General features: G+C 48.5%; 22 protein-coding genes. All 22 read right to left on the bottom strand.

The window, feature by feature from the left end; translation table 11 throughout:
• Positions 1-30: 30 nt before the first annotated feature.
• A complete protein-coding gene (locus BW952_RS13505; protein WP_045851579.1) occupies positions 31-1,179 on the bottom strand; it encodes a mannitol-1-phosphate 5-dehydrogenase in 1,149 nt (382 codons plus the stop codon).
• The gene (locus BW952_RS13500) at positions 1,179-1,610 is read right to left on the bottom strand and encodes a PTS mannitol transporter subunit IIA (protein ID WP_045851578.1); all 432 of its coding nucleotides are present in this window, start codon (positions 1,608-1,610) and stop codon (positions 1,179-1,181) included. Before BW952_RS13500 ends, BW952_RS13505 begins: the two co-directional genes overlap by 1 nt.
• Positions 1,611-1,612: 2 nt before the next feature.
• A complete protein-coding gene (locus BW952_RS13495; protein ID WP_045851577.1) occupies positions 1,613-3,709 on the bottom strand; it encodes a BglG family transcription antiterminator in 2,097 nt (698 codons plus the stop codon).
• 232 nt (positions 3,710-3,941) lie between these two features.
• Positions 3,942-5,447 carry an MDR family MFS transporter gene (locus BW952_RS13490; protein WP_045851576.1) on the bottom strand — a complete coding sequence of 502 codons (1,506 nt, stop codon included), beginning with the start codon at positions 5,445-5,447 and terminating at the stop codon, positions 3,942-3,944.
• Between the two features lie 173 nt (positions 5,448-5,620).
• Positions 5,621-6,532, bottom strand: coding sequence for a methyl-accepting chemotaxis protein (locus BW952_RS19835; RefSeq protein WP_331428869.1), 912 nt, complete (start codon positions 6,530-6,532; stop codon positions 5,621-5,623).
• Positions 6,533-6,748: 216 nt separating this feature from the next.
• Entirely contained in the window at positions 6,749-8,194 is a 1,446-nt protein-coding gene (locus BW952_RS13475) for a PTS mannitol transporter subunit IIBC (protein WP_045851574.1), read from the bottom strand.
• Between the two features lie 173 nt (positions 8,195-8,367).
• Positions 8,368-8,985, bottom strand: a complete 618-nt coding sequence (locus BW952_RS13470) for a HoxN/HupN/NixA family nickel/cobalt transporter (RefSeq protein WP_045851583.1) — start codon at positions 8,983-8,985, stop codon at positions 8,368-8,370.
• Between the two features lie 19 nt (positions 8,986-9,004).
• Positions 9,005-9,820 (bottom strand): urease accessory protein UreD, encoded by an 816-nt coding sequence (locus BW952_RS13465; protein WP_045851573.1) that lies wholly within the window; start codon positions 9,818-9,820, stop codon positions 9,005-9,007.
• Positions 9,817-10,434 carry an urease accessory protein UreG gene (gene ureG / locus BW952_RS13460; RefSeq protein ID WP_045851572.1) on the bottom strand — a complete coding sequence of 206 codons (618 nt, stop codon included), beginning with the start codon at positions 10,432-10,434 and terminating at the stop codon, positions 9,817-9,819. The genes BW952_RS13465 and ureG overlap by 4 nt, the downstream gene beginning before the upstream one ends.
• A gap of 20 nt (positions 10,435-10,454) precedes the next feature.
• Positions 10,455-11,141 (bottom strand): urease accessory protein UreF, encoded by a 687-nt coding sequence (locus tag BW952_RS13455; protein ID WP_175607584.1) that lies wholly within the window; start codon positions 11,139-11,141, stop codon positions 10,455-10,457.
• Positions 11,134-11,580 carry an urease accessory protein UreE gene (gene ureE, locus BW952_RS13450; RefSeq protein WP_045851571.1) on the bottom strand — a complete coding sequence of 149 codons (447 nt, stop codon included), beginning with the start codon at positions 11,578-11,580 and terminating at the stop codon, positions 11,134-11,136. Before ureE ends, BW952_RS13455 begins: the two co-directional genes overlap by 8 nt.
• 14 nt (positions 11,581-11,594) lie before the next feature.
• On the bottom strand, positions 11,595-13,304 hold the full coding sequence (ureC, locus tag BW952_RS13445; protein ID WP_045851570.1) for an urease subunit alpha: 1,710 nt from the start codon (positions 13,302-13,304) through the stop codon (positions 11,595-11,597).
• Positions 13,301-13,624 (bottom strand): urease subunit beta, encoded by a 324-nt coding sequence (locus BW952_RS13440; RefSeq protein ID WP_045851569.1) that lies wholly within the window; start codon positions 13,622-13,624, stop codon positions 13,301-13,303. Before BW952_RS13440 ends, ureC begins: the two co-directional genes overlap by 4 nt.
• Before the next feature lie 14 nt (positions 13,625-13,638).
• Positions 13,639-13,941, bottom strand: coding sequence for an urease subunit gamma (locus BW952_RS13435; protein ID WP_045851568.1), 303 nt, complete (start codon positions 13,939-13,941; stop codon positions 13,639-13,641).
• Between the two features lie 188 nt (positions 13,942-14,129).
• Positions 14,130-14,828 carry an urea ABC transporter ATP-binding subunit UrtE gene (gene urtE / locus BW952_RS13430; protein WP_045851567.1) on the bottom strand — a complete coding sequence of 233 codons (699 nt, stop codon included), beginning with the start codon at positions 14,826-14,828 and terminating at the stop codon, positions 14,130-14,132.
• Positions 14,822-15,574 (bottom strand): urea ABC transporter ATP-binding protein UrtD, encoded by a 753-nt coding sequence (urtD, locus tag BW952_RS13425; protein ID WP_045851566.1) that lies wholly within the window; start codon positions 15,572-15,574, stop codon positions 14,822-14,824. The genes urtE and urtD overlap by 7 nt, the downstream gene beginning before the upstream one ends.
• Positions 15,549-16,613: an urea ABC transporter permease subunit UrtC gene (gene urtC, locus BW952_RS13420; RefSeq protein ID WP_045851565.1), complete on the bottom strand. Its 1,065-nt coding sequence runs from the start codon at positions 16,611-16,613 to the stop codon at positions 15,549-15,551. The genes urtD and urtC overlap by 26 nt, the downstream gene beginning before the upstream one ends.
• 15 nt (positions 16,614-16,628) lie before the next feature.
• The gene (urtB, locus tag BW952_RS13415) at positions 16,629-17,531 is read right to left on the bottom strand and encodes an urea ABC transporter permease subunit UrtB (RefSeq protein WP_045851564.1); all 903 of its coding nucleotides are present in this window, start codon (positions 17,529-17,531) and stop codon (positions 16,629-16,631) included.
• Positions 17,532-17,591: 60 nt separating this feature from the next.
• A complete protein-coding gene (urtA, locus tag BW952_RS13410) occupies positions 17,592-18,803 on the bottom strand; it encodes an urea ABC transporter substrate-binding protein (RefSeq protein WP_231581439.1) in 1,212 nt (403 codons plus the stop codon).
• 922 nt (positions 18,804-19,725) lie between these two features.
• On the bottom strand, positions 19,726-20,037 hold the full coding sequence (locus BW952_RS13400) for an iron-sulfur cluster biosynthesis family protein (protein ID WP_045852263.1): 312 nt from the start codon (positions 20,035-20,037) through the stop codon (positions 19,726-19,728).
• 83 nt (positions 20,038-20,120) lie between these two features.
• Positions 20,121-20,387: a phosphocarrier protein HPr gene (locus BW952_RS13395; protein ID WP_045852264.1), complete on the bottom strand. Its 267-nt coding sequence runs from the start codon at positions 20,385-20,387 to the stop codon at positions 20,121-20,123.
• A gap of 79 nt (positions 20,388-20,466) precedes the next feature.
• On the bottom strand, positions 20,467-21,516 hold the full coding sequence (locus BW952_RS13390) for a DUF871 domain-containing protein (protein ID WP_045852265.1): 1,050 nt from the start codon (positions 21,514-21,516) through the stop codon (positions 20,467-20,469).
• Positions 21,517-21,535: the final 19 nt, after the last annotated feature.

Below are 21,535 nucleotides of genomic sequence, written 5' to 3'. Positions count from 1 at the left end.
GTACGCCGTTGTTCGGATCGTGAAAATCGGTTAAATGCCGCTTTCTTGAATGGCTTTGTACTGTGAAACAATTTCAGCAAACAGCGGGCTCGATTCATCGAGCTGTGTGAATTTTTTGATTGCTGCTTCTACACCGTTCTGGCTGATTTCCCCTTGCACTTCGACTGCTTCAGGGTCCTGTGCATAATCATACAAGAGGGCCGCTGCGATGCTTTTCGCCAAATAAACCGGCGTTTCACCAATCAGCTTCTCGTATTGCGCAGCTGGACTGACGAGACGGTCATTGCCGCCGAGCTTCCGGATCGGCGCCCGGCCAACACGCGTAATGTCGTCCGTAATATGCGGATTGGCGAAGCGTCCGATAATTTTACCGATATACAGATTGTGCTCATCCGCATCAAAGCCGTACTTCTCTACTAAAAAACGGCCTGTTTCTTTCAACGTTGCTTCAAGTGACTGCTTGATCGACTCGTTTTGAAGCGCTTCGTCAATCGTTTTTGCGCCGGCCTGCCAGCCGAAATAAGCAGCTACCGCATGACCGGTATTGACGGTAAACAGCTTCCGTTCAATGTAAGGCTTTAAGTCAGGAACCCATGTGATCCCGTCTACTGCCGGCTTTTCGCCGACGATTTTCGTTTCTTCAACCGCCCATTCGTAAAATGGCTCTACCACAACCATCAATTTGTCTTCATTTGACTGGTTCGGCACAATCCGGTCAACGGCTGCATCCGGGAATCCTGTACGTGATAACACTTCTTCCTGTTCGTTTGCAGGTGTTTTCTCCAAGACCTTTTCTTTAAGCAGCGTGCTGCCGCCAACCATGTTTTCGCAGGCGATGACGTTAACGGGCTTTGTCCGCTTGCGCAGTCCTTCCGCCACAAGACCGGCGATGTGAGGCAAAATCGTTGGTCCTACTGCGGCAGTCACGATATCTGCTTCTGCGATCGCTTCAATGACTGCATCAGGATCGTTTGCACTGTTAATTGCGCGCACCTGCTTAACCGTCAGCTCTTCGTGTGACTCTTCTGCAAGCACCACACGATATTCCCCTTTTTCATTGATCAAATCGACCACTTCACTGTTCACATCAACGAAGCATGTTTCAAATCCAGACTGATATAACAGGCTTCCGATAAAGCCGCGGCCAATATTTCCAGCACCGAAATGGACCGCCTTCATCAGTCATTCACCTCATCAAACATCGCAATAATTTCTTCTTTTGTCGATGCATTGACGATTTGAAGCACGTTTTCTTCTTCTGAGCAGACGATCGCAATTTGAGAAAGAATTTCCAAATGCTCATCCCCTTTGCCGGCGATGCCGATCAGCAGCTTGACTTCGTTTCCATCAAAGGAAACGCCAGCCGGCACTTGAATAATGGCAATGCCTGACTCTTTAACAGCGCTTTTCGCATCGTCCGTTCCGTGGGGAATGGCGACAAAATTACCCATGTACGTGGTAGCCAGCTGCTCGCGCTCCAGCATTTTTTCGATGTAGGCAGGCTCCACATAGCCGCGGTCGACTAGTAACTGGCCCGTTGTACGAATCGCTTCTTCCTTCGATCCAATTTGTTGATTTAATACGATGTTTTCAGCTGATAAAATAGCCATTATTAAACACTCCTCAATTCTGTTATTTTTTCATATAAAAACGCCTCTAGCTTTGATGCGGTATACTCTTTTACTTCCTCTTCACGACCGGACTGAAACAACTCGATGCTGTCATCACTTTCAATCAAAATCGAGCTGATCGTACTGAGCACCTCCAGCCCTTCCGCATGGTACGGGTCCGGAGCCAGCATAATCAGCAGTGTATCCGACTCCATCGGCTGCCGGTCCATTCCAGCAAGCACAATGGGCACTTTCACTTTGCAAATGGTTAGAGACGGCTTCAGCACATCCGGATGCTTGGCATGAAAAAAAGCGAGCTTTGTCCCCGGTATGCCGATGCCGCTCAGCTTTTCCCGTTCCTGAATAGCTTGTACGACGGTTTGTTCAGAGCGGATGGAGTCAAGGTTCTCACATGCTTCCTTTAGGACATCATCCACTTCTTTTTTTTCAGAATGGCGGACGGACAGCTGCTCCAAAACAGACTGAAGCGCATCTGTATACCGCCCGATCGTTTGAATAGATTCTTTGATTTGGCTGAAGGAACGGACCGGCGGCTTTGAAACAGGTGCTGTGACACGAACCGGGGCTGCGCTGTGCCGTCTTAAGTACGCATGAACCTTCGTTAAATCTTCTTTTGTCAGCATCGGGCTGACAACGATATGGTCATGATCAAAGTTTGGCAGCGGAATCGTCGAGATCACCAGATTTCCATCCGCTTTCATGCTGTTCAACTCAAAAACAGAAATATTTTGAACACTTGCAAGCTCGGGCACCTCCTGCTGCAGCCTGGCGGCGAGCATTTTTGATGTGCCAATGCCGGTGGAGCAAATAATGTAGGCATGAAGCGGCACAGGCGGTTTGGCACCAGGCAAGGCAGAGCCAAAGTGCATAACGAGATAGCCGATTTCTTCATCTGGAATGTCAACGGACGGAAACACGTGCTGCGCTGCCTCACGGACGACAGAAAACAGCTCGCCATAGTCTGTTTGAATTCGTTCAAGCAGTGGATTGGCAATGCCCATCTTTTGATGAATCCGGTACATCGCCGGCTTTAAATGGACAACGAGCCCTTGAAACAGCGACTGATTCTCGAGCAAGCCGACCCCGAGCTTGCTTTCTACAAAATGGATCAGCCCTTTTGCCTTTAATGCCACTTGAAAGCTTGATTCTTCAAGGACGTATTCCTTGTCCTGGCGAAGCTTGGCGCCTTGAAGATGCATCGTAATATAGCCGACCTCCGCCTCCGGTATGTCCATTTGAAAAACGGCCTGCAATTTCTCGGTCATTTCCCGGGCAATATCGAATTCCGGCGCCGCCTTCAGCTGATTGAAATACGCATGATCCATTTGAATGGTGCCTCCGCGTTCAATTCGCTCAATAGCGAGAGCCAGGTGAACGACAAGCCCGATATACGCACTGTCCGCTACCGGATAAGGCAGTCCGGCGTTGATTTCCTTCACGACTTTTTCAACCACAAACAACTTCTTTTTTTCCACAAGGCCGAGCAGGCGCTCGGAAATCGAATCCGTCGGGTCTTTTGATTTCTTTTGAATGCTTTCTTTCACAAGGGTTAAAAAATCGACTTCGTTCACGTGTTCTGAAATGATCTTTCGCATAGCCCGGCGCTTTGCGGCTTCGCTTCCTTCAAGCTCAACGCCATAGCCCCGCCGCCGGACGACGGTCAGCTGAAAAGGCTCCAATGCTTTTTCGATTTTCGTTAAATCATTGCTCACCGTTGCGATGGTAACACGCAGGTCGTTTGCAAGCGAGACGAGCTTCACCGGCTCAACCGATTCAAGCAAGGCGCACAGCAGCATTGTCTGCCGCTCATCCGGCGTATACTCGTTGTACGACAAATGTGACATCGCCATTTTCAGCTCGTCTCTTTTGTTTTTTGATCCGACCAGCTGCACCCCTACACCGGCTTTTTTCACAAGGCTTAAATCGTACGCTTCAATGATTTGCTCGATGCCTTTTAAATCGCGATGAATCGTCCGCACGCTAACGTCAATGCCATCGGCAAGGTCTTTTACGGTCATCTCTTCTTCACGGTCAATCAATACATCCAATATCAGCCGTTCGCGAGCAGACACATACATGCCGCGCTCCCCCCTTTGTCCGCTGAATGATGTTTCATTTATGACACTTTTTTATTAATATTTCCTTCTGTATCCATGATAAACCCTCCCAATCCTTCATTCAATAAATCAAAAACAGCAATTCGTCAGCAGACTTGTTGCCACTTTTTAATAAGTGTTTAGTTATAGAAAAAGAGCCGAACGACTGAGAGAAATTCACAGGGTCGTTCGGCTTGTTCGATTGCCAGGCAGCTTATTCTTTCTTGTTCTGCTGTATCTCCAGCCGCTCATCTCCCATGAAGTAGACGGCTGCGGCAGCAATAGCAATCGGAATAAGCGACCAGAAAAAGGTGGCAGAAATCGAATTGGACATTGCCTGGGTGACAACAGACAGTACATCATTCGGAATTTGAGCGCGCTGCTCCGGCTGAAATAGTGTTTGAATGCTTTCCAGATTAAATGCTGGTCTACCAGCGCCTTCATCCAATTTTTCACTCAACTCACTGGCCAAAAGCTTTGTTTGGATAGAACCGAATATCGTAATGCCAAGTGCCAGTCCGAGTGAGCGGAAAAAAGAGTTGGTGGAATTGGCCGAACCGCGATACCGGTAATCCATTTTGTGAACCGTGGCGGACGGCAGCAATGAAAACGAAAAGCCTACACCAAATCCGACGAGCACCATGTAAAGCGTCAGCATCGTCCGGCTTGTATCCGGTGAAATGGTCGACATAAGCATCATGCCGGCTGCATACGCAACAACGGAAATAGCCATAATGCGCCGGTAAGGCATTTTTGTTTGCATAATACCCGCAAAGGCGCTGCCTGCAACAGACCCGAGCAGCATCGGCATTAAAATAACGCCTGCATTTGTCGCTGAGCCTCCGTATACTGCCTGCACAAAAATCGGAATAAAAATTGTCAGGCCAACAAAGGTCGCTCCGTACAAAAATGCCAGCACCTGTGACGAGGCAAACAGCCGGCTTTTAAACATCCAAAAGGAAATGATCGGCTCCTCTGCTTTCGTTTCCGCCCATAAAAACACTAGAAAAAAAGTGATAAAAAGGCCGAATAAACCAAAGCTTTGCCAGGATGTCCAGGCAAACTCCTTGCCGCCAAGCTCCAGCGCAAACATGAGGCTGACCACTGCTGTGACAAGCGTAACCGCACCGGTCCAGTCAATTTTTTGCTTTACATGCTTCGGTGTTTCTTTGTAGTAGCGCAAAATGAAAAAGAGTGCTGCCAGCCCGATTGGAACGTTGACATAAAAGACCCAGTGCCAGCTGATCGTATCTGTAATAAATGCCCCTAAAAGCGGGCCGATGACACTTGATGCGCCGAAAACCGCACCAAGCATGCCTGTCATTTTTCCGCGTTTTTCAGCAGGAAATACATCGAAAACAATGGTAAAGGCGATTGGCAGCAGTGCGCCCCCGCCTATTCCTTGTATCGCCCGGTACACCGCCAGCTGCGGAACCGACTGGGCAATTCCGCAAAGAGCGGAGCCAATTAAAAAGATGGCAAGACCAAAAACAAAAAAACGTTTTCTTCCGTACATATCGGACAGCTTCCCGAAAATCGGCATGCCTGCGAGCACTGCTACGGCATAAGCAGAGGTGATCCAGACATAGCTTTCGACCCCTCCTAAATCCGCCAAAATCGAGCCCAGCGCTGTTGCGACGATTGTATTGTCCATCGCAGCCATTAAAATAGCCAAAAGCAGCCCCGCTAAAACGAGCCGCACGTTGGATTGCTCTGTCATCCTATTCCCTTCTTTCCATTTCTTTCTTCTCTGCCATCAGTATAGCAAGAAAGAAGAGCACAATGTCTGTTTCAGCTGTTCCTTTCTGCTTGTGGTCACCGGGCATTCCTATTTTAAGCAAATAAAAAAGGCTTTGGTTCATTTTGTGAATGAATACAAGCCCTTTTGCTTTGTTAAATAATGTTTTGAAAGCTTCGCGCCTGTGCGTCAAGCTCCTGCGAGGAAGCGGATAAGCCCGCGAAATCGTCTGCCGTTTGCTCCACCTGCTTTTGGCTCTCCAGGATGTCTTTATGCAAAAGATGATTGCCGGCTGTGACTTTGTCGACTTCTTTTGTGATGCCTTCTATGTTGTTCCGTACTTCTACGATCGACTGCTCAACACGGCTGGAAAGCTTTCTGACTTCCTTTGCGACGACGTCAAAGCCGCGTCCGTGCTCGCCTGCCCGTGCCGCTTCAATCGCCGCATTCAGTGCAAGCAGGTTTGTCTGGGCCGCGATTTCACGAATCGTTTGAACAATGTCTTTAATATCATCAGCTTGTTTTTGCAGCTGATGCAGCACATTCGTATTCTCCGTGTACACGCCGGCCATCCGGTCAATTGTTTCCATGAACGTCTGGCTTCGTTCAATGCCGGCAGTCGCTTTGTCACTAAGCACTTCCGCCATCGACTGCAGGCTATTCGTCACATTCGTGACAGTCGTTTGCCGATCCGTAATATCCGTCGCGATTTTCGCCACACTGACAACTCTGCGGCCGCTTTCGTCCATAATTGGCATATACGTTGCCTCCAGCCAGACGGCCCGGCCGTTCGCATCCTTGCGCTCAATCTTATCTTGAAAGCTCATTCCGGAAAACAAGCGTCTCCAAAACGTTTCATATTCTCTGCTGTTCACAAAATCAGGGAAACAAAAGTCCCTATGCTGCCTGCCGTACAGCTCTTCTTTCCGATAGCCCATCGTTTTGGCGAACAGATCATTCACAAAAGATACTTGACGGTTCATATCAAACCGGACAACGGCGACATTTTCTCTAAGTGCTTTGACGATCAATTGATCTGTAATTTGTTCCTGCTCGTATTGGATCACCCATTGCCTCCTGTAAACGTTTCTTTATACTACTAATTATTACTTTATAACCATTACCTTTTTAGGGTCAATTTTAAACCTTCTGCTTTTGTTTGTTAGATAATCTGTCCATTTTGTAGCAACATTCTTTCGATTCTTTTACAATGAGGGTGTCATCTTTACAGAGGTTCTACCCCTCCGCACAACAAAAAGCAGCCTGCGTCGGCTGCTTCTTTTTTATTTCTTCAATTGTTCCATCAGTTCATCGTATTTAGGGCTGTTCAGGAAGTTCTCCACGGAAATGTGATGCGCATTCGGCAATTTTGCTTTGGCGCGGTCTGTTAAATCTTTATGTGTCACGACCACATCAGCATCTGCCGGCAGGTTGTTGATCGCCGTATTGGATACGTGGACGTCCAGGCCGGCTTTTTTCACTTTGTTTTTCAAAATGGAAGCACCCATTGCGCTCGAGCCCATTCCTGCATCGCAGGCGAAAATAATTTTGTTTGCATCAGACAGCGAGCCTGCTGGTGCAGCCGTTTCTGTAACAGGTGCTGCTTCCGGCTTCACTAAAGAAGATGCATGGCTTTCTTTTCCTTTAAGTGCGGATGTTTTCGCAGCAGCTGCGGCCAACCCATCCTCTTCTGTTGCTTTTGATGTTTTCAAAATAAGCGCTGAGATTGCGAATGATACAGCTGCGGCAGCGATAACACCGGCCAGAACACCCAGATGGTTGCCTGGAGGCGCCATAATCATTAGAGCGAAAATACTGCCTGGCGACGGAGCTGCGGACAAGCCGACATCAAACAGAAGGAATGTTGCGACACCCGTCGCGCCACCTGCAATAGCCGCGATCAAAAGAAACGGCTTCATCAGGATGTACGGGAAGTAAATTTCGTGAATCCCGCCAAGGAAGTGGATGATCACTGCGCCCGGTGCGGACTGCTTCGCCATTCCTTTGCCGAAAAACATATACGCAAGCAGGATGCCAAGACCAGGTCCAGGATTTGATTCAAGAAGGAATAGGACCGATTTCCCCGCCTGCGCGGCTTCTTCAATCCCAATCGGGCTTAAAATACCATGATTGATTGCGTTGTTCAAGAATAATACTTTTGCTGGTTCAATGAATACACTCGCCAGTGGCAAAAGGTTTGCATCGACAATTGCCTGTACGCCTGCTGCCAGCGTTTTGTTCAATGTTAACACGACCGGGCCGATTGCTTTGTAGGCCACAAGCGTTAAAATACCACCGATGATCCCTGCTGAGAAGTTGTTGACAAGCATTTCAAAGCCGGATTTAATTTTCCCATCGACTAGCTGGTCAAACTTTTTAATGGCATAGCCCCCGAGAGGACCCATAATCATCGCACCGAGGAACATTGGAATGTCCGCTCCGACGATGACCCCCATTGTCGCCGTCGCCCCAACAACACCCCCACGGATGTCGTAAACGATGCGGCCGCCGGTGAAGCCGATTAAGATTGGCAATAAAAATGTAATCATCGGACCGACAAGTGCTGCTAAATCTTCATTCGGAATCCATCCTGTCGGGATAAATAGTGCAGTAATCAGTCCCCATGCAATAAATGCGCCGATATTCGGCATGATCATGCCGCTCAGATGACTGCCGAAACGCTGAACCTTCACGCGGAAGCCGTCTTTGTTTGCTGCTTGCTGACTCAAGTGAAAAACCCCTTTCCTTTTATGCTTTCTATTTCGTCTGACTGAATGACTCTGTCTATAGCCTTATAATAAAGCGGTTTCAGCTAACAAACAACGAAAGGAAAACACTGTTTTGGCAAGGGGAATGTTGACATTATTGAAAAACAAAAAAGCCGCCTTGAATAAGGCAGCTTTTAGCTGAACAAGCTTGAACCTGTCTGGATCATGTAGTATAAACCATACACAATGCTAATCAGTGATGTCGCACGCATTAAAAACAGAGGAATCGATTTTTTGGATGCAACAAGGAATGGGAGTCCGAGAAGCGTTGTAAAAAGCAGCATTCCGACAATCGTTCCAGCACCAAACAGTAAAATATATTGAAAGGCTTCTGCCCCCGTATCCGCTGCGGCCGCTGTCAGCAAAACCATCGCAGCACTTCCTGCAAGGCCATGAATGACGCCGATAACAAATGATTTTTTGTGAAAATGCTGTTGTTTTCCTTCTTCAATAACAGGGTTTTTGCGAATGCCATTTATCCCTAAATAAACGAGCATGACCCCAACAAAAAACTCAAGCAGCGTCGCTACATTCTCTGGAATATGCTGCCCCAGCGCTATGGCTGTTACACCGATAACGAGAAGCGTCGCTGTATGTCCAAGCCCCCAAAACACACCGGCAAGCGAAGAGCGAGACAGTTTCTTCGTCTGACTCGCAATCGTTGAAACCGCAATGACATGATCCGGTTCTGTTGCATGTTTAATTCCGAGCGTGAAGCCCAGCAGCAGCACTGATAAAAGTCCGCTTTGTATCATCATTTTTCTCCTCTTTTCAGTACTTTCTCAGCGCAACAGCCTCCTGATTCAGCTTGCCGCGCATCCAATTCGTACACTGCAGGACAATCTCTTCAATTACATGAGACGCATTGGCTAAAATCCGAATCGTGCAACCGCCGTTTTTCAGCTCTGAAAAGCCAATTCGTGCCTGCTCGCTGTACGACTGGAACAGGTCGCCCACTTCTTCCTTCCAACCCGCCTGAAGCAGCGGTGACACGATAAAAAGCGAACCAACATGTGTGCAGCCTTCCATTTGCATAAGCGATAATAAATCCCCTGCATCCGGCTTTAAAAACAAGTGGTCATATGCCTGAAGCACACCGTCTTCATAAATCTTCACTCTCGATCGAATCCATTCGTAGCGGAACGGCCGGCCGCTTTTCGACCATCCGGGTGTCATGCTGTCGCTGTATAGAAGCGTGGCGCCCTTTTCCATACGGATGACGGTCTCTTGTTGAAAGCGGGCCTGCTCATAGGCAATGAGCGGGTCCGGCATGTATAAAAAGACACTGTTTTTAGCGAGCTGAATATTCATCGACTGGTACACGGGCTCATCCGGTGTTTTATACACCTTTGCCGCCGACTGAGTTGTTAGTGTCAGTCTGGCGTTTTCCTCCAGCACGACATCCGTATGGTACCGGTCACCGCCCACATAGCCGCCGCCGACGTGAAGGCTGTACACCGTCGGCTCATTTTCCTGAAAGTACACCGGCCGCGCGACTTTAAATGCCCCGTCAAAATACGTATCTGCCACAACCGTTTTTTCGTCCCGGCAGACCGCCTTTAAACGCAGCGTGCCGGTCATGCTCATGCTTCGAGCCCTTGAAGCAGCGCGTTTTCCTTAATCCATTTTACGACATCGGCCAGTCCTTCTTCACTTTTTAAATTGGTGAAGAAAAACGGCTTATGCGTGCCGCGTGATTTTTTCGTATCTTCTGCCATAATGTCCAGATTCGCTCCGACATAAGGGGCCAGGTCCGTTTTATTAATAACAAACAAATCCGACTTGATCATACCCTGGCCGCCCTTGCGCGGAATCTTCTCCCCCTGCGCTACATCAATAATGTAAATCGAGAAATCGACAAGCTCCGGGCTGAATGTCGCTGCGAGATTGTCGCCGCCGCTTTCCACAAAAATTATGTCCAGGTCCGGGTGCGCTTCATTTAATTCGTCGATAGCTGCGAAGTTCATGGACGCGTCCTCTCGAATGGCTGTATGCGGACAGCCCCCCGTTTCTACGCCGATAATCCGGTCTTCAGGCAAAACGCCGTTTTTCATTAAAAACTGTGCATCTTCTTTTGTGTAAATATCGTTTGTGACAACGGCCATGCTGAATTCGTCCTTCATCGCCCGCGTTAATTTTTCGACAAGCATCGTTTTGCCGGCCCCAACCGGTCCTCCAACACCAATACGTACTAGTTCCATTTCATCCAGCTCCTTTTCTATTACGACATAAACAGCCGAACAGGCAGCTGCTCATGCCTCATTTGGGCAACTTCCAACCCCGGCATACTCATGCCAAGCTCGTCTTCTGCCATCTGTTCTGCGCGATCGGCGATTTCTTGAATAAGCGGCTGCAGCGACAACAAAATACGCTGTCCGTCTGTTTGTCCAAGCGGGATCGCCCGCACGGCATTTTGAATAAGCGAATGAACACCTGAAAAAAGGTGCGCCGCGATGGCCTCCGTTTTGTCCGCCTGCAGGTGATGAGCAGCCAGGGCGAACACAATGGACGGATGTCCGCTCACTTCCTTCCGGCGAATTGCTTCATAATACTGGCGGATGAGCGGACTGTCGTATAAATCCATGCACAGCTTCGCCATCCGTTCGCCGATCCGCCTCGTGCCTTCGCGTGTTTCCTTTGGCAAAGACAATGCCAACAGCAAAATATCCAATTCAATGACCCGCCCGAACTGCTCCTGCTCTATTGCTTCATACGCAAGGCGGCAGGCAAGAGCGTCTGTATACGCCATTTGATTGGACATATACATGCGCATTGCCGCTTCAAATGTCCCGGCGTCATAAATGCTGCCTTCATATATGTACGTTTCCAGCCCGAACGAATGCGAAAACGCACCTGATGGGAAATTGGAATCGCACAGCTGCATGAAGGAAAGCATCGGATTAATCATGGCTGTGGCCGATATGACGGAAGGCTTTCTTTACCTGGCGCTCTTCCCGCCGAAACGGAATATTCAACTGCTGCAGCAATTCTTCCACCAAATAGTCATATTGTACGATCATTTCGTCCCCTTCAAACTGAGCCGGTAAATGGCGGTTCCCCAGCTGATGGGCAATGTCTCCCATTTGTCCGATTGATTCCGGTGTAATCGTCAGCACGTCATCAGCCAGCACACTAATCACAATCATGTTTTTCTCGTCGCAATATAAAATATCACCGTTTTGCAAGTCTTTCGGCTCGCGCAGACGAATGCCGATCTCGCGTCCATGATCTGTTTTCACACGCTGAATGCGCTTGACCAGTTCATCGCTGGCAAGAAAAACACGCTCTGTATGCGGCGTTCGAATGTCGTCTGTCGCCACATTTCCCACTACTTTTTCAATAATCATCTGTGACCTCCACCTTAAAATAAGAAATAGCGCTGCGCCATCGGAACCACTTCCGCCGGCTCACACGTAATCAACTCACCATCTACCTTTACCTCATATGTTTGCGGGTCCACATCAATATCCGGTGTTTCCCCGTTATGCTTCATATCGCTTTTTTTCAACGTCCGGATGCCTGAAACCGGCCGAATCATTTTTTCCAGGCCGAGCTTTTCTGGCACACCTCTTTCAATCGCCGCCTGCGACATAAACGTGATCGACGTTTGATACAGTGCTTTGCCGAAGCTCGCGAACATCGGACGGTACAGAGCAGGCTGCGGCGTTGGAATCGAGGCATTCGGGTCTCCCATGACGCTGTGCGCGATCAAGCCGCCTTTTAACACAAGCTCAGGCTTGACGCCGAAAAAAGCAGGCTCCCACAGGACAAGGTCCGCAAGCTTTCCGGCTTCTACTGAGCCGACGTGATCGGAAATCCCGTGCGTCAGAGCCGGATTAATGGTGTACTTTGCCACGTAGCGCTTGGCACGGAAGTTGTCGCCCTCCCCTGTGTCTTCTTTTCGTTTGCCGAGCTGCTTTTTCATCTTGTCGGCTGTTTGCCATGTCCGTAAAATCACTTCACCGATCCGCCCCATTGCCTGCGAATCCGAGCTAATCATGCTGAAAACGCCGATATCATGCAAAATGTCCTCTGCCGCAATCGTTTCCTTTCGAATACGAGAATCGGCAAACGCAATATCCTCTGGCACGGACGGATCAAGGTGATGGCACACCATCAGCATATCTAAATGCTCATCCAGCGTATTGACCGTATACGGACGGGTCGGATTCGTAGAAGATGGAAGAATATTCGGGTAGCCGGCCGCTTTAATAATGTCCGGCGCGTGCCCTCCGCCCGCTCCTTCTGTGTGATATGTATGAATGACCCGGCCGTCAATGGCCGCAATCGTATCTTCCACAAACCCAGCTTCATTCAGCGTATCCGAGTGAATGGCAATCTGCACATCATACTTGTCCGCTGTTTTCAAGCTAGCATCAATGGCCGCTGACGTTGTCCCCCAGTCTTCATGCAGCTTTAAGCCGATGGCGCCTGCTTTAATTTGCTCCTCCAGCGGCTCAAGGCCGGATGCATTCCCTTTTCCGAGAAAGCCAATATTCATCGGAAACGCTTCTGCCGCTTCAAGCATCCGGAATATGTTCCATTCGCCCGGCGTGCACGTCGTTGCATTCGTTCCGGTTGCCGGCCCCGTTCCGCCGCCAATCATCGTCGTTACGCCAGAGGCAAGCGCCGTTTCAATTTGCTGCGGGCAAATAAAGTGGATGTGGGCATCAATGCCGCCGGCGGTGACAATTTTCCCCTCCGCTGCAATGACTTCCGTCGAAGCACCGATGACGATGTTGACATTGTCCATCAGGAGCGGATTTCCTGCTTTGCCGATCGCCGCAATCAAGCCGTCCTTAACGCCTATATCTGCTTTGTAAATACCTGTGTAATCTAAAACAATCGCATTGGTCAGTACAAGGTCAACGGATTCCGCACGCGTAGCAAGTGGGTGCTGCCCCATGCCATCCCGGATGACCTTGCCGCCTCCGAATTTCACTTCATCGCCGTACACGGTGTAATCTTTTTCTATTTCAATCAGCAGCTCTGTATCTGCAAGGCGGACACAATCACCTGTTGTCGGACCAAACATATCGGCATACTGACGTCTTGACATATGAAAGCTCATTTCGTTTCCTCCTGATCAAGCGCCCCGTTCACGCCGTTATTCAAGCCATATACGCGGCGCTCTCCCGAAAAGGGAACGAGCGCAACCGGCTTTCCGTCTCCCGGCTCAAAGCGGACAGCAGTGCCGGCTGGAATATTCAGCCTCATCCCATGCGCCTCGTTCCGGTCAAATTCAAGCGACGCGTTTACCTCTGCGAAATGAAAGTGAGAGCCCACCTGCACGGGCCGGTCGCCGCGATTCGTGACAAACACCTTTACTTCCTGCTTTCCTTCATTGCATAAAATATCTGTGCTTTTCAGCTTATATTCACCAGGTATCATGTCTCAGCCTCCTTCTATCGAATTGGGTCATGGACCGTCACGAGCTTCGTGCCGTCCGGGAATGTCGCTTCCACTTGAATGTCATGAATCATTTCCGGGATTCCTTCCATCACATCATTGCGCGATAAAATCGTGGAGCCGAACTGCATTAATTCCGGCACCGACCGGCCGTCGCGCGCCCCTTCCATTACCTCATACGTGATCAGCGCGATCGCCTCCGGATAGTTCAGCTTCAAGCCTCTTTCTTTACGCCGGCGAGCTAGATCCGCTGCCACCACAATCATTAACTTCTCCTGTTCACGTGCCGTCAGCTTCAAGAAAAATCCCTTCTTTCTGTTTCCTCAATGTATCTCTGTTTTCCCATAGTACCTTAGCGGCTTCCACTGCTCAAATCTCATGTTATATTTCCTAACATGATTATACATGGATTTCCTGAAAAAAGAAATTATTCTTTTCGGAAAGGATGAGTCACCATAAAAAAGAAGAAGCAGCAAGGCTTCTTCTTTTAAACGACTAAATGCTGTTTCACTACATCTTTATGTGCGGTATCTGTCACTCCTTCACTTACAACGATTCCGTGGTCCAAAATATAATAATAATCGGCACAGGCAAACGCTAGATCCAGACTGTGCTCTACTAGAATGATGCCCATCTCTTCCCTTGACGCAATATCGACGATTACGTCCTGAATCAGTTGGACAATAGATGGCTGAATGCCTTCCATTGGCTCATCCAAAAGAAGCATTTTAGGCTTTCCGACAATAGCCCGCGCAATCGCCAGCTGCTGTTGCTGGCCCCCGCTCAAGTCCCCGCCTTTTCGGTGCATCATCTCTTCCAATACCGGAAACCATTCGAATATTTGGGGAGGCAGGCCCTTTCGTTCTTTTTTTGGCAGAGCTTCAAGGCCAAGCAGCAAATTTTCCTCCACAGTTAAAGACGGGAAAATCTCTCTCCCCTGCGGCACATAAGCGATCCCGCTTCTCGCCCGCAGTTCAGGTGCTTTTTTTTCAATTCTTTCCCCCATCCATTCTACCGACCCAGCTGCCGGTTTAAGAAGTCCGGCTATTGTTTTAATCAATGTAGACTTCCCTACACCATTACGCCCGAGAACCGCTGTTACTTTGCCAACTTCCGCTTGAATCGATACATCATTCAGAACCATGCTTTCATCATACCCAGCTTGTATTGAACGAATTGCTAGCATGCACTTTCCCTCCTTCCAAGGTACACTTCTGCCACCTGTTCATTTTGCTGAATGTCCGACATTGTTCCCTCGCAAAGCACTTTTCCTTCATGCATCACTGTCACCTGCTTAGAGAAATTCCGCACGAATTCCATATCATGCTCGACAATGAGGACTGAGCAAGCGGCTGAGATTTCGTGAATAAGCTCACCGGTTTTGTGACGCTCGGTTCCGCTCATTCCCGCAATCGGTTCGTCTAACAGCAAAATCTCCGGCTCCTGCATAAGCTGCATGCCAATTTCAAGCCACTGCTTTTGACCGTGCGCAAGCATTCCTGCCATTTGATGCCGCTGTTCTTTTAAGCCAATTCTATCTAGCATCGCATCGATTTTTTCTTTTTCCTCGCCTGTCATTTTAGTCCGCATCACAGCCCATATGCTCCGGTCCTGCTTGATCGAAAGCTCCAGGTTTTCCCACACTGTCAAATTGGAAAAAATAGACGGCGCCTGAAATTTACGGGTAATGCCTCGACGGACAATTTCATGTTCCTGCAGCTTGCGGATGTTTTCTACTTCTCGATACAGCACATCACCGCTGCTCGCTTTTGTTTTGCCGCAGATTACATCCAGAAGAGTGGTTTTCCCCGCTCCATTCGGTCCGATCAAAAAGCGAACCTCTTGCGGACTCACGTCAAGATCAACACCTTGAAGCGCTTGAAATCCATTAAATGAAACCCGCACATCACGACACGACAGAATCGGTGGCATTGGCAGTTCCTCCTTTTTGCTTTGATTTTTTTCGTTTGTCCTTCCATGATTGCACCATGCCGACAAGACCATTCGGCAAAAACATCACAACAATAATGAAAAGAAGACCTAAAAAGATGGACCATATATCCGGATACGTTTCACTGAAAAAGCTTTTTGCACTGTTGACGATGACCGCTCCTAAAATAGCGCCAATCAATGAATGCCGTCCACCAACTGCGACCCACAGCACCATTTCAATAGATGGAATAATCCCCATCATAGCCGGAGAAATGAGTCCAACCTGCAAAACAAACAGCGTACCGGCAAGGCCCGCAAGCGCGGCCGAAAGACTGTACACAAATACTTTATAGGACGTCGGATTGAACCCTAAAAACCGGACTCTGTTTTCTCCGTCACGTATGGCAGATAAAACCCTCCCTGCACGGCTGTTGGTTAAGCGGGATGCCAGTGCGAACGAAATGCCAAGGGTTATAACCGTAAGCATATACAGCGCAATTTGAACGAGTGGAGACGATAATGAAATGCCTAGAAATGTCGTAAAATTCGTTAACCCGTTTGTTCCGCCGGTCCAATCCTGCTTTGCTACAAAAAGGGTCACAAATACAACCACAACCGCCTGGCTGATTAACGAAAAATACACTCCTTTAATTCTGTTTTTAAAGGTTAGAAACCCTAGCATTGCTGCCAGAAGTGCAGGGATAACGAGGGACGCCCCCAATGCAAAAACCGGATTTGAAAACGGCTGCCAGAAAGCGGGGAGAGCAGATACGCCGCTCCATTCCATAAAATCAGGAAGCTCGCCGCCGGCCGATTCAAGCTTTAAGTACATCGCTGTACAGTAAGCACCCAGTCCGAAATAAACGCCGTGACCCAGGCTTAAAATACCCGTGTAGCCCCAAATGAGGCAAATGCCGAGGGCGACGATCGCGAAGCATAAAAATTTGCCCATCAGCGCCAGCCGGAATTCTGTTAAATAAAGAGGACCTAAAAAAAGCGCGATAAAAAAGAGCCAGTACCCAAGTTTTTTCTTATCCATTTTTTCGCTCCCCTCCTATTCCAATGACCGGGTGCGTGCGGAAAACAGCCCCGCCGGTTTATATTGTAAAAAGGCAATAATGGCAACAAACACAATGACCTTCGCCATGGAGGCACCTGTCCAAAATTCAGCGATTGTGCCCAGCATGCCAACGCTAAGCGCACCAAATACAGTACCGATTAAGCTGCCGATTCCGCCTAAAATAACGATCATAAAGGCATCGACTATATAATAGGTTCCAATGGTTGAGCCAATAGGTCCCAGCACCGTGAGCGCACACCCCGCAACCCCTGCAAGGCCTGAGCCGATGGCAAATGCGGCAGCATCGACTTTTTTAGTGGAAACACCGAGACTTGATGCCATGCTGCGGTTCATCGTTACCGCTCTCATCTTTCGGCCTGCGGCTGTTTTATCGAGATAGAGATAAAGGGAGATCATGCAAATAGTGACGAGAGCAATAATAAACAAACGCTTATATGGAAGGACGGCACCCGCGATGGCTATTCCGCCGTCAAGCCATGCTGGTGATGTAACAGCCACATTCGGTGCCCCGAAAATAGATCGAGCTACCTGCTGCAAAATCAAGCTGACACCCCACGTCGCCAGCAAGCTGTCAAGCGGTCTGTGATACAAAAACCGGATCAGCGTTTTTTCCAGCACAAAGCCTAACAGCGCGCCAATTAAAAAGGAAAGGGGAATCGCCGCAACATAATAATAATTAAAGAAAGATTCCGGAACATACTGTGAAAATGCCTGCTGGACCACGTACGTTGTATACGCCCCCGCCATAATAAACTCGCCGTGCGCCATGTTAATGACATTCATTAAGCCAAACGTGATGGCCAGCCCAAGGGCAATAAGAAGCAATATAGAGCCGAGGCTGATTCCGTTAAATATCTGTGTGATGACAACCGCCATGGTGTTCACTCCTTTTAAAAACAAAGAAGGGAGAAGTATTCCCTCCCTTCTTCGTTCCGATTAATTTAATTCTTCTGCCCAAGGGTATGTTTCTAAATACGGATCCGGCTTAACAGGCTCTCCTGAATTCCACACTTCCTTGAACTGGCCGTCAGCCTGGATTTCACCGACGCGAACGGTTTTGTACGTATGCTGATTGTCGCCGTCAATAGTTACCGTGCCGCCTGGCGCTTTAAACTCAATGCCGCCTGCCGCTTCTTTGACAGCATCGACATCAAATGATTCTGCTTTTTCAACGGCAGCTGCCCACAGGTACACGGCATTATAAGCTGCTTCAATTGGATCACCCGTGACTCGGTCATCCCCATATGCTTCTTTGTATGCTGCGACGAATTTTTCATTTTCTGGCGTGTCAGTTGTCTGGAAATAGTTCCACGCTGCATAATGACCCGTTAAAACATCTGTTCCAATGCCGCGAATTTCTTCTTCTGCAATGCTGACAGACAGAACCGTCATGTCATCCGCCGTAATGCCGGCATCCTTCAACTGCTTGAAAAAAGCGACATTGCTGTCCCCGTTCAATGTGTTGTAAATAACTTCTGGTTTTTCTTCTTTGATTTTGCTGATCAGCGTGCTGTAATCCGTATGACCAAGCGGCGTATATTCTTCTCCTACAAGCGTTCCGCCCTCCGCCTCAAGCTGCGCTTTAATTTCTTTATTGGCTGTACGCGGGAACACATAATCAGAACCAATTAAGAAAAAAGATTTTCCTTTGTTTTCAAGCAGCCAGGTGACAGATGGAACAATTTGCTGATTCGTTGTCGCACCTGTATAGAATATATTGGGTGAGGATTCCATCCCTTCATACTGAACCGGGTACCAGAGCAGCCCATTGTTTTGCTCGAATACAGGAAGCATCGCTTTACGGCTTGCAGATGTCCAGCCGCCAAACACCGTGGCCACTTCATCCTTTTGCAAAAGCTTTTTCGCTTTTTCTGCGAATGTCGGCCAGTCTGATGCACCGTCTTCAACGATCGGTTCGATTTGCTTGCCGAGAACGCCGCCATCTGCGTTAATCTCCTCAATCGCCATCAATTCCGCATCCCGCAGTGAAACCTCACTGATCGCCATTGTCCCGCTTAATGAATGCAATACGCCGACGCTTACTGTATCGCTTGTATCAGCAGCTGTTGTCTCCTCTTCTTCATTCAGCGCGTTTGATGCCGCACAGCCGCTCAGTGTGAGTGCCGCAGCTGAGATTGCCGCGATCATTGTTTGTTTACTCCATAACTTTTTCAACCCTGTCATATAAACACCCCTTTTATTGATTACCGGTCCAGCGTGCAACTGACGCTTTGTAAGACCGTGCTTTCTTTTTAATGCTTTTCTACACGCTTATGTAAAAATCAAATTTGTAAGATCCTCCTCCTCCCGCCATCATTTTTTTCATAAAATACATAAATAAGACTAAAAAAGAGGATAATTCCATATCGGATCTAACATTATATTCGTATTTTTCAGACTTTTTGTGTTCATTTTCGTTATATAATCTGACAAACAAAAAAAGAAACCTTCACGGTTGAAGGTTTCATAGTGTTGAAAAACAAACTGGCCAAAAGAGAACGGATGTTTTTTTCAGAAAAGAACATTCAGGGGCTACGGGCTGCCGGCTCCGCTTTTCTGCGAAGCAGGCGGTGAGCTAGTCTTTGTCGCTGGCGCGCCAAAGCCGGATCTCACCTGCCCGCCAGTTTCGCGGAAGTCTACGCCGGCCTCCCTCCGCCCGTAGTGATTCTAAAGGAACGGAGTGATTGACTGGCGGCTATTCTTGAAAACGTGTGGCATCAAGAAGGAAGCCCGTTTTTCCTACATAGTGAAAATCAGAAAATGCTCATCGTTTTCTTTCCGCTCAGAACCATTTCCATTTTTGGTTTTACAATCTGCTTTTCCTCCCCACCAGGGCGGCTGGCGCAGGACGAAGACTCGGGAGGGATCAAGTGGGTTAGGTGAGATCCACTTTTGGAGCGTAGCGACAAAAGTTAGCTCACCGCCCGCCCCTCCGAACGCGAAGTCCTGCAGAAGCCGCCCGGACTGTGTTCGTGCAAGCACAGTGGCTTTGAAGAAGAAAAAATGTCACCTACTTTTCATTGACCCATTCTTTTTTCAACAGCATACCACCTTCACAAATGAAGGTTTCCTACGCTCGCTCCAGCTTTAAGTTATAACGATATGTTTCTTCCGCTGACGTCAGCTTGTAGCCCATCGACGGATTAAAGTCGAGCGAAATGTGCTCGTGCAGGTTTTCCTGACTTTCTTTTGAAACGAGCAGTGGAATGCCCTCGACCAAAAATAAGTCGTCTCCTTCTTTTTTCTGGTCAATCTTTAAATGGTGCTCGGATGCGATGGAACAGCTTCCGATGAAAATCGACTCAATCCGGACGCCTTCTCCTTCACCATACTCAACCTTTTTCAGCTCTGCCACTGCCGCTGGCTTTACGTCAATGTTCATGTTCTTCACCTCCCCATTCTTTTCCCCAATTAAACGAAAAAAAATCACCGAACCGGAAATACGGTTCGGTGACGCATTGTTTCTTATTCGCCAAGACCTTGCGTTTTGATTGTTTCGCCGACAGCTTCAATTGCTTGTGCTTCATCAGAACCAGCAGCTGTTACTTTAATAGACGCGCCCTTTGGAATACCAAGAGACATAACGCCCATGATTGATTTCAAGTTTACTGTTTTGCCATTGTACTCAAGATTTACATCTGAGCTGAATTTTGAAGCGGTTTGGACAAGTACTGTTGCCGGGCGAGCGTGGATACCTGTTTCATCTGTAATTGTAAATGTTTTTTCTGCCATGAAAGAAAAACTCCTTTATCGTTAAAATTAGACACTCTCCTCATTATAAAATAAAGCGCACACAAATTCCACAAAAGAGTTACGAGCCCCACTCAATCCAAAAAGACTGGTTCGGTCCGATATGAGATAAAAGCGCTAAATCCTCTTCTGCGACCCGGCCAATCACATTCACCTTTTCATCTGCCGGCAGGTCGCACAAGGTAATTTGCAGCTCGCCGGCATAGCGCAAATACCGCTCATTATCCACTGTAACCGACCCTTTAGGCCGGCTCACTGTGCGAAAAGGCTTGATAGAAGACTCGACAAGCTTTCGTGACTCAACTGACCGAATACAATCTCGTGCCGGATCCGGACGATTCGTCTGCACATGCTGATAAGGCGTGACATCTGTGAAAGCAGATGCTTTGAGCGGGATACAGCCTTTATTATAAAAGGCGAACTGCCAAAATGACCTGCTTGATAAGTCCGGATCTCCTATGAACACTTTTTGGACACAGAGATGTGACATTAATTCAAGCGCAGCAGGAAAAGGCGCTCCATGCCGGTGCTTTTCAAGCGTCGGCAATCCGCTGAACAACGGGCCTCGCTTGACACCGTCACCGGGTACAAACGCCATCACAGTCAGCCCCAGTGAATGAAGCCATTCGTTTTTCTCGCGAAAGAAGGCTTCACTAAGCCCCGTTTCTGGCCGCGGATAAAAATTATGCCAGGCCTCTACATTCGACACACGTATGCCACAGCGAAGAAGTTCTTCCCATTCCTCCTGTCGAACGGTGCTCGCATTCAGCGCCACCTTCATGCAGTGAGATAACCTGGCAATGTCCGCCGGCGCTACCCCGTCATCCATCCGCAGGCCGGACACGCCCCACCCCACCAGCTCTTCCGCCTGTTCAAAAGAAGACCCAATTTTCTCCAAGGAAGATGCGGCTACGTCCGCAACGAGCGATAATCCGAGACGCTTGCACAGATTTGCCAGTGACTGAAATCGTCCGCGCAGCCTGGATGCATCGTCTTCCGGAATATGAAGAGACGTGAACACAGATTGAAAGCCGTGCTTTTTTGCTTCTTTTAAATAGATGATCTGATCGTCTTTGATTTCTTTGTTTAAATAAACAGAAACACCGAGCATTTTTTCGCCTCCATGCCGA

Source organism: Domibacillus enclensis (genome assembly GCF_900156125.1).
Classification (GTDB): domain Bacteria; phylum Bacillota; class Bacilli; order Bacillales; family Domibacillaceae; genus Domibacillus; species Domibacillus enclensis.
Note: the sequence above shows the minus strand (reverse complement) of the source record. Positions and strands in the feature narration are given on the sequence as shown.

Coding starts and splice junctions, on each gene's coding strand:
- BW952_RS13400 (WP_045852263.1), bottom strand. CDS start 20,037: ATGAACATTGACGTAAAGCCAGCGGCAGTGGCAGAGCTGAAAAAGGTT.
- urtC (WP_045851565.1), bottom strand. CDS start 16,613: ATGGATAAGAAAAAACTTGGGTACTGGCTCTTTTTTATCGCGCTTTTT.
- BW952_RS13440 (WP_045851569.1), bottom strand. CDS start 13,624: ATGATACCTGGTGAATATAAGCTGAAAAGCACAGATATTTTATGCAAT.
- urtB (WP_045851564.1), bottom strand. CDS start 17,531: ATGGCGGTTGTCATCACACAGATATTTAACGGAATCAGCCTCGGCTCT.
- BW952_RS13455 (WP_175607584.1), bottom strand. CDS start 11,141: ATGATTAATCCGATGCTTTCCTTCATGCAGCTGTGCGATTCCAATTTC.
- urtA (WP_231581439.1), bottom strand. CDS start 18,803: ATGATCGCGGCAATCTCAGCTGCGGCACTCACACTGAGCGGCTGTGCG.
- BW952_RS13490 (WP_045851576.1), bottom strand. CDS start 5,447: ATGACAGAGCAATCCAACGTGCGGCTCGTTTTAGCGGGGCTGCTTTTG.
- BW952_RS13500 (WP_045851578.1), bottom strand. CDS start 1,610: ATGGCTATTTTATCAGCTGAAAACATCGTATTAAATCAACAAATTGGA.
- ureC (WP_045851570.1), bottom strand. CDS start 13,304: ATGAGCTTTCATATGTCAAGACGTCAGTATGCCGATATGTTTGGTCCG.
- BW952_RS13395 (WP_045852264.1), bottom strand. CDS start 20,387: ATGGCAGAAAAAACATTTACAATTACAGATGAAACAGGTATCCACGCT.
- urtE (WP_045851567.1), bottom strand. CDS start 14,828: ATGCTAGCAATTCGTTCAATACAAGCTGGGTATGATGAAAGCATGGTT.
- urtD (WP_045851566.1), bottom strand. CDS start 15,574: ATGCCACCGATTCTGTCGTGTCGTGATGTGCGGGTTTCATTTAATGGA.
- BW952_RS13465 (WP_045851573.1), bottom strand. CDS start 9,820: ATGAGCATGACCGGCACGCTGCGTTTAAAGGCGGTCTGCCGGGACGAA.
- BW952_RS13390 (WP_045852265.1), bottom strand. CDS start 21,516: ATGCTCGGTGTTTCTGTTTATTTAAACAAAGAAATCAAAGACGATCAG.
- ureG (WP_045851572.1), bottom strand. CDS start 10,434: ATGGAACTAGTACGTATTGGTGTTGGAGGACCGGTTGGGGCCGGCAAA.
- ureE (WP_045851571.1), bottom strand. CDS start 11,580: ATGATTATTGAAAAAGTAGTGGGAAATGTGGCGACAGACGACATTCGA.
- BW952_RS13495 (WP_045851577.1), bottom strand. CDS start 3,709: ATGTATGTGTCTGCTCGCGAACGGCTGATATTGGATGTATTGATTGAC.
- BW952_RS13505 (WP_045851579.1), bottom strand. CDS start 1,179: ATGAAGGCGGTCCATTTCGGTGCTGGAAATATTGGCCGCGGCTTTATC.